The sequence below is a fragment of the Pseudoalteromonas sp. NZS37 genome (genome assembly GCF_015864265.1).
Taxonomy (GTDB): Bacteria; Pseudomonadota; Gammaproteobacteria; order Enterobacterales; family Alteromonadaceae; genus Pseudoalteromonas; species Pseudoalteromonas arctica.
Map to the genome: position 1 here is coordinate 1 of NZ_JADYXL010000042.1, position 1,382 is coordinate 1,382.

At 63.4% G+C, this 1,382-nt stretch carries 2 protein-coding genes; both read left to right on the top strand.

Features of this window, described 5'->3' with window-relative positions; all coding sequences use genetic code 11:
* The first annotated feature begins 597 nt into the window (after positions 1-597).
* Positions 598-999 (top strand): hypothetical protein, encoded by a 402-nt coding sequence (locus I6F47_RS20270; RefSeq protein ID WP_114488110.1) that lies wholly within the window; start codon positions 598-600, stop codon positions 997-999.
* Positions 1,000-1,011: 12 nt separating this feature from the next.
* The coding region (locus tag I6F47_RS20275) for a hypothetical protein (RefSeq protein ID WP_197184455.1) at positions 1,012-1,382 on the top strand (371 nt) is incomplete at its 3' end.

The following is a 1,382-nucleotide window of genomic DNA, read 5'->3' on the forward strand; positions in this document are numbered from 1 at the left end:
GAGGAAAAACTGGCCGAAGCCCGCCGCAAGCGCCTGAACGTGGACAAGGAAGGTTACTCCTTGAACACCGCAGGGGAGCGCGTGATGGCCGGGGAAACCCAAGAGCAGGTAGACCGCGACATCGCCCGGCGTTACGGCGAAGAGAACATCGGCAACCCAGACGCCATCAAGGCTCGCGGCCTGGCAGAGATGCTGAAGTTCATCTCCAGTCAGGGTGGGCAGATTCGAGACCCCAACTACAGCAAGCAGGTGGCTGACATGCGCCGGCAACTGCAGGAGTTGGAAGCGAAGCTGCTCAACACAGGCCCGGCACCAGGCGGCACGGCGACCACACCCGCAGGTGGGGGATCGACGACGCCAGGCGGCAGCCCTTCGGGTGGGCGCCCAAGCAGCGGTGGCGTCAGCAGCGGGGGGAACCTGACCGTCAACCTCGGCGGCCGCAACCTCGGAACNCAGCGGTGGCGTCAGCAGCGGGGGGAACCTGACCGTCAACCTCGGCGGCCGCAACCTCGGAACCATCACCGGACTGAACCCCACGCAGTCACGTGAAACTCTCGCAGTGCTTCGCGCACTTGAAACCTCACAAGGAACCGCAGCATGAGCCTCACCCTGGCCGATGGCACGACCACACTGACCTTGAACCCAGACCTGTTCTGGTCCGACGAGAACAACTGGAACCCGGTCGAGCAGACTGCCGACCGCACGATCACGGGCGCGTACATCGTCCAGGCGGCGGCGAGGGTCAAGGGGCGACCCATCACGCTGGAGCCGGAGAGCGACAGCAGCGCGTGGATGACGCGCGCCGACGTGACGGCGTTGCGAAATTGGGCCGCAGTACCCGGCAAAACCATGACTCTTACACTTCGCGGCGAGGCTCGGGAGGTCATCTTCCGTCACCAGGACGGCGGTTTTGAGGCCCGTCCTGTGATCCAGTACCGCGATGGGCACGAACTGCCTGCCGACTTTTACCTCTGCACCATCCGTCTCATGGAGATTTAACAAGTGGCAATCTTGAAAGGCGATGTCCGCCTGGTAGCGTCGGCGGTGATGGATGACGTGAGCGAAGGCGGCGGTGCCCCCACGGCGACGATCATCCAGGACGGTGAGAGCAACAACATCTTCCCGGACATCAGCGAGCTGGACCGCGCGGGCGGTCGGGTGAACCTGCGCAAAGTGCATGTGCACGTCCAGACGGGCGACCGTGACACGCTGCTGGGCACCAATTTCATTGTGGCCGAGCCCCCTAATGATCCGAACGTGAGCATCACGGTCTTCTCTACCGGCGAGACCTTTGACACGCGCACCAACGCTGCGGATTTCATCGAAGCCTATCTGGTGAAAGGCCCCGCACTTCCGGGCTTCTTGCTGGAGAACCACGTCGC